Annotated in this window: 6 protein-coding genes; 5 read left to right on the forward strand and 1 reads right to left on the reverse strand. The window is 60.8% G+C overall.

Features of this window, described 5'->3' with window-relative positions:
- The first annotated feature begins 14 nt into the window (after window positions 1–14).
- The 5 genes from KIH75_RS06000 to KIH75_RS06020 are packed head-to-tail and all read left to right on the forward strand — an operon-like array spanning window position 15 to window position 4,761.
- Window positions 15–1,211 carry an ABC transporter substrate-binding protein gene (locus KIH75_RS06000; RefSeq protein WP_219055866.1) on the forward strand — a complete coding sequence of 399 codons (1,197 nt, stop codon included), beginning with the start codon at window positions 15–17 and terminating at the stop codon, window positions 1,209–1,211.
- Window positions 1,212–1,271: 60 nt separating this feature from the next.
- Window positions 1,272–2,198, forward strand: coding sequence for a branched-chain amino acid ABC transporter permease (locus tag KIH75_RS06005; protein ID WP_219055871.1), 927 nt, complete (start codon window positions 1,272–1,274; stop codon window positions 2,196–2,198).
- Between the two features lie 4 nt (window positions 2,199–2,202).
- The gene (locus KIH75_RS06010) at window positions 2,203–3,273 is read left to right on the forward strand and encodes a branched-chain amino acid ABC transporter permease (protein ID WP_219055867.1); all 1,071 of its coding nucleotides are present in this window, start codon (window positions 2,203–2,205) and stop codon (window positions 3,271–3,273) included.
- Window positions 3,266–4,057: an ABC transporter ATP-binding protein gene (locus tag KIH75_RS06015; RefSeq protein ID WP_219055868.1), complete on the forward strand. Its 792-nt coding sequence runs from the start codon at window positions 3,266–3,268 to the stop codon at window positions 4,055–4,057. Before KIH75_RS06010 ends, KIH75_RS06015 begins: the two co-directional genes overlap by 8 nt.
- Window positions 4,057–4,761, forward strand: coding sequence for an ABC transporter ATP-binding protein (locus KIH75_RS06020; RefSeq protein WP_219055869.1), 705 nt, complete (start codon window positions 4,057–4,059; stop codon window positions 4,759–4,761). The genes KIH75_RS06015 and KIH75_RS06020 overlap by 1 nt, the downstream gene beginning before the upstream one ends.
- A 434-nt stretch (window positions 4,762–5,195) precedes the next feature.
- On the opposite strand, the gene KIH75_RS06025 is transcribed toward KIH75_RS06020, so the two are convergent.
- Window positions 5,196–5,852 carry a sugar O-acetyltransferase gene (locus KIH75_RS06025; protein ID WP_219055872.1) on the reverse strand — a complete coding sequence of 219 codons (657 nt, stop codon included), beginning with the start codon at window positions 5,850–5,852 and terminating at the stop codon, window positions 5,196–5,198.
- Window positions 5,853–6,000: the final 148 nt, after the last annotated feature.

A 6,000-nucleotide genomic window follows, 5' to 3' on the forward strand; every position in this document is an offset into this window, starting at 1 on the left:
GAGGAAGAACGGCAATGAAACGAAAATTTGCCGGAAAGGCCGCGGCGCTGTGCATGGCCGCGGCCATGACGTTGTCGCTGACGGCATGTTCCGGCGGCAACATGTATGCGACAAGCGAAGACAGCATGAAACTGTCCGATAACGATGTCATCACCCTGGGATCGGTCACCACCAATTCCGGCGCCGCCGCAGCATACGGCGAAGCGGAAGTCAGCGGATTCAAACTGGCGGTCAACGAAATCAACGCGGCCGGCGGCATCTTCGGCAAGAAAGTCGAACTCAAATCCATGGACGACAAAGGCGACGTGATCGAGGCGTCCAACGCCTTCAACCGTCTCGCCGGCGAAAAGCAGGTCATCGGCATCCTCGGCCCCACCATCTCATCCACCACGGGCGCGGTGGCGCCATTGGCCGACCAGAATCAGCTGCCATCCATCGCCCCCGCCGCCACATCCGATTCCATCGAAACCGGCGGCTACCTGTTCCGCACCTGCTTCAAGGACTCCTACCAGGGTGAGATCGCAGCCAAATTCGCCGCCGAAGACCTGAAAGTCAAGAAAGTCGCCGTGCTGTACGGCACCGGCGACCCATACTCCTCCGGCGTCGGCAAAGCGTTCGTGAACGCCGCCAAGAAAGCCGGACTGGAAGTAGTGGCCGAAGAAAACTCCTCCAGCGCCGACGACACCGAATACTCGTCCCAGCTGCAGAAAGTGCAGGCGGCAGGCGCCGAATTCCTGTACGCGCCGTACTACTATTCCGCGGCCGGCCCGTACATCATCCCGCAAGCCCGATCCGTCGGCTACGACGGGTACATCATGGGCCCCGACGGCTACGACGGCCTGCAGATCACCGGCGCCAAATCGCGCTACAACAAGGTGCTGTACACCACGCACTACTCGCCCGACGACACCTCCAACAAGAAGGTGCAGAAGTTCATCAAGTCGTACAAGAAGGCCAACAACAACGCCACGCCGAACACGTTCACCGCGTTGGGCTACGACTCCGTCTACATGTTCAAGCAGGCCATCGAAAAAGCCGGCCCCAACGCCAGCCGAGCCGACATCCGCAAAGCCATCAGCGGCATGAGCTTCTCCGGCGTCACCGGCAAATTCACCCTCGACTCGCACGGCTCCCCGAAGAAGTCCGTCATCGTGCTCGAAATGAAGAACGGCGAACCCACCTATCGCAGCACCATCGAACCGGCCAAGTGAACCGCCGGTCCCCAACACCCGTAACAGCAACGAATCAACCTCTATAAGAAAGGGGGAATGATGGGCAATCAGGTCATAATGTTTATCAGTCAGATCTTCAACGGTCTGAAAATCGGCAGCGTGTACTCCCTCGTGGCTCTGGGATACACCATGGTGTACGGCATCATTCGTCTGATCAACTTCGCGCACGGCGACTTCATCATGGTCGGCGCGTACGTGCTCATGCTTACCATTCCAGCAATCATCGCCTGCGGCATGCCCGCATGGCTCTCCGTAATCCCGGCAATCCTCGTGTGCGTCGCAGTCGGCATCATCGTGGAAAAGGCCGCATACAAGCCGGTGCGTGAAAAAGGCAACAACATGACCGCCCTGATCACCGCCATCGCCATGAGCCTGCTGCTCGAAAACGGCTCCCAAGCCGTCTTCGGCGCCGACTACCAGACCATCCCCACGATCATCCAGATCCCGTCCATCGCCATCGGCGACCTCAAAATCGACGGCGCGACGATCGTGACCGTGCTGCTCGGCATCATCATCATGATCGCGTTGCAGCTGTTCGTCTCCCGAACCAAGCAAGGCAAGGCCATGCGCGCGGTTTCGGAAGACAAGGAAGCCTCCATCCTCATGGGCATCAACGTGAACTCCACGATCACCCTGACCTTCGCCATCGGTTCCGGTCTGGCCGCGGTCGCCTCGCTCATGTACTGCATCTCCTACCCGCAGGTGTCCCCGATGATGGGCGCCATGCTGGGCCTGAAAGCCTTCGTCGCCGCAGTGCTCGGCGGCATCGGCTCCATCCCCGGCGCCATGGTCGGCGGTCTGGTGATCGGCGTGGTCGAAAGCCTCACCAAGGCCTACATCGGCACCATCACCGGAGGCATCATCACCTCCGCATTCGCGGACGCCATCGTGTTCGGCATCCTCATCATCGTGCTGCTGGTCAAACCGTCCGGCCTGATGGGCGAACCGGAAAGCGAAAAGGTGTGATCCCATGAAGAAATCAATGCTTTCCATCAAACAGTCCTACATCGTCTGCGCCATCGGCGTCGTCGTACTCTTCGGCATCCTCATGGGCGTGTGCGAAACCGGCATGGTCTCGCTGTACGTCAAAGGCATCATCATGACCTGCTGCATCGCGGTCATCATGACCACCTCCCTGAACCTCACCATCGGCGTGCTCGGCCAGCTGACCCTGGGCTGCTGCGGATTCGAAGCCATCGGCGCATACTCCGCGGCACTGCTCAGCAAACTGCTCGTCGCCAACGGCGTCGTGATGAACGACACCCTGCGATTCCTGCTCGTCACCGTCGCCGGCGGCCTGGTCGCCTGCGTATTCGGCGTGCTCATCGGCATCCCCGCCCTGCGCCTGCACGGCGACTACCTCGCCATCATCACGCTCGGCTTCGGCGAAATCATCCGAGTCATCATCCAGAACCTCAAGGTCGCCGGCGGCGAAGGCCTCGACAAAGGCCAGCAAGGCCAGGCCCTGATCGGCATCGACCGTCTCGCCAACCTGTACGTGGTCTTCTGGATCACCGTCATCACCGTGGTGCTGCTGTTCATGTTCGCGCGCTCCCGCTACGGACGTGCGGTCAAAGCCATCCGCGACGACGAAATCGCCGCAGGCGCATCCGGCATCAACATCACCTACATGAAAGTGCTCGTCTTCGCCATCTCCGCATTCTTCGCAGGCATTGCGGGCGGCATCTTCGCGCAGTACATCGGCGCACTCACCCCGAGCATGGCCGGCTGGCTGCAATCCATCAACTACGTGATCATGGTCGTGTTCGGCGGCATGGGCTCGCTGACCGGCTCCATCGTCTCCGCCGTCGGCCTGACGATCCTGCCGGAACTGCTGCGCGCATTCTCCGACTACCGCATGCTCGTCTACTCGGTGGTGCTCGTACTCATCATGATCTTCCGCCCGCAAGGCATCTTCGGCAACTGGGAATTCTCACTGCCGAAGGCCATCAACCGCATCTTCTACCCGAAAGGGAAGAAGAGCGAAGCCAAGAGCGACACCGCAGACACCGCCGAAGCCAAGGAGGCCAAGCATGAGTGAACCGATCCTGAAAGCGGAGCATCTCGGCATCACCTTCGGTGGTCTGAAAGCCGTCTCCGACTTCAACATGACCATCAACAAGGGCGAACTCGTCGGCCTCATCGGCCCGAACGGCGCCGGCAAAACCACCGTGTTCAACCTGCTCACCGGCGTCTACCAGCCGACCGAAGGCGCGTTCTACTTGGACGGCAAGAAGATGAACGGCAAAAAGACCTATCAGGTCGTACGCGCCGGCATCGCCCGCACCTTCCAGAACATCCGACTGTTCAAGCAGATGACCGTCGAAGAGAACGTGCTGGTCGCGTTCAACGAATCGTTCACCTACAAGATGGGCGGCGCGATCTTCCGCACCCCGCGCTTCTGGAAGCAGGAGAACGACATGCACGCCAAGGCCATCGACCTGCTGCGCATCTTCGGCCTCGAAGGCCTGGCGAACACCGAGGCGGCGAACCTGCCGTACGGCGCCCAGCGCAAACTGGAAATCGCCCGCGCCCTCGCCACCGGCATGAAACTGCTCCTGCTCGACGAGCCCGCAGCCGGCATGAACCCCACGGAAACCGAAGACCTGCTCAACTGCATCAACACGATCCGCGACCGCTTCGGCATCGCCATCCTGCTGATCGAACACGACATGAGCCTGGTCATGAACGTCTGCCAGCGCATCCAAGTGCTCGACTACGGGCGGACCATCGCCTCCGGCCTACCGGAGGAAATCGCCAACAACCCGCAGGTGATCTCCGCATACCTTGGAGCCGACGACACCGAATCCGAGGAGGCAAACTGATGCTCGACATCAAGAATCTGTGCGTATCCTACGGCGCGATCGACGCCGTCAAGAACATCAGCCTGCACGTGGACGACGGCGAAATCGTCTCCCTGATCGGCGCGAACGGCGCCGGTAAAACCACCACGTTGCACACCATCACCGGCCTCGTACCCGCGAAATCCGGTTCGGTCATGTTCAACGGCCACGATCTGCTCAACGAACGCAACCATAAAATCGTGACCTACGGCATGGCGCACATCCCCGAAGGCAGGCATGTGTTCACGCGCATGACCGTCCAGGAGAACCTGGAAATGGGTGCGTTCAGCCTCAAGGACGATTCGAAGATGAGTGACGATCTGGACATGGTGTTCGGGCTGTTCCCGCGTCTGAAGGAACGCCGCCGCCAGCTGGCCGGCACGTTGTCCGGCGGCGAACAGCAGATGGTCGCCATGGGCCGTGCGTTGATGAGCCATCCGAACACCATCCTCATGGACGAACCTTCGATGGGCCTGTCCCCGAAGCTGGTGAAGGAGATCTTCGCCATCATCAGGAAACTGCACGACGAGGGCATCACCGTGCTGCTCGTCGAACAGAACGCGAAGATGGCGTTGTCCATCGCCGACCGCGCCTACGTGCTGGAAACCGGCGTCATCACCATGGAAGGCGACGCCAAGGAACTGCTGCACGACGAGAAGGTTCGCAAGGCGTACTTGGGTGCCTAAGCACGCAGTTCCCCGATTCGTGATCCGGTGAAACCGCGTCCGCCTGACCGGCTCAAGCTTTTCGGCTTGACCATGGTCGGGCGGGCACGGTTTTCGCATATATGCGGTTCGTCTGATGTTTGCGTGTTCTTCTGTGCGATTCGGAATTCGGCGGATTGGGACGGGCTGGATTTCTCTTGTTTGTTCCGGTGTGGTCGAGAATCGTGTCTGTGTCCGACACGCTCCGGGCCGCTCTGGCCGAGTCTTTACGGTCGGCCGCAGGCACGATTCCCTGGGTTCGCGGGATCGGTTGGATTGGGACGGGGTGGATTTTTCCTGTTTGTTCCGGTGTGGTCGGGAATCGTGTCTGTGTCCGACACGCTCCGGGCCGCTCTGGCCGAGTCTTTACGGTCGGCCGCAGACACGATTCCCTAGGTTCGCGGGATCATCGGGATTTACTGGGCGTAATCCTGCAGGGCGGCGGCGTCGGCGTCGGTGATTTCGCGGATTACGCGCGCGGGATTGCCTACGGCCACGGAATTGGCGGGAATATCCTTCGTCACCACGGCACCCGCGCCGATCACGCAGCCATCGCCGATCGTCACGCCGCCGAGCACGGTCACATTGCCTCCGAACCAGCAGTTCGAACCGATCGTGATCGGGCGGCCGTACTCATAGTCGTAGTAGGAGCCGTCCTCCGCTCGCCTGACATTGCGATCCTGCCAACGAATCGGGTGCATGGGCGGCAGCAGCGAGACATTCGGCCCGAACAGCACATCATCGCCGATGGTCACGGGCACGCAATCAAGACAAGTGAAATTGAAGTTCATGAACACGCGGTCGCCGATCGTGGTGTGGCAGCCGTAATCGAAGAAAACAGGGCCCATCACGTCGAGATGCTCGCCGTGGCCGGGCAGCAGTTCGTCGAGGATGGCGTTTCTCGCCTCGGTGGCGCCTCGCGGCAGCGCGTTGAACTTGCTGCACAGGTCGGCGGATCGTTCGAGCAGGGCGTTCAATTCGGGGTCGCCGGAACGGTACAGTTTGCCGTCCAGCATCTCCTCGTGCTCGCTGCGGCGTGGCGTACGCAATTCGACCGGGGGCAACGATGTCATGATGGGCTCCTTCGCGTGGGGGAAAATCGTGTGGTGTCGCGTTACGCGACGTCTCACATTATAGGGATTCATGCCGGTGGCGAGGGCGCGGGCGATTTCCAGTTTGCGCTGGGCGCCGTACGGCAGGTTCGCCGCCTCGGTGTTCGCC

The organism is Bifidobacterium pongonis, from assembly GCF_019331805.1.
Taxonomy (GTDB): Bacteria; Actinomycetota; Actinomycetes; order Actinomycetales; family Bifidobacteriaceae; genus Bifidobacterium; species Bifidobacterium pongonis.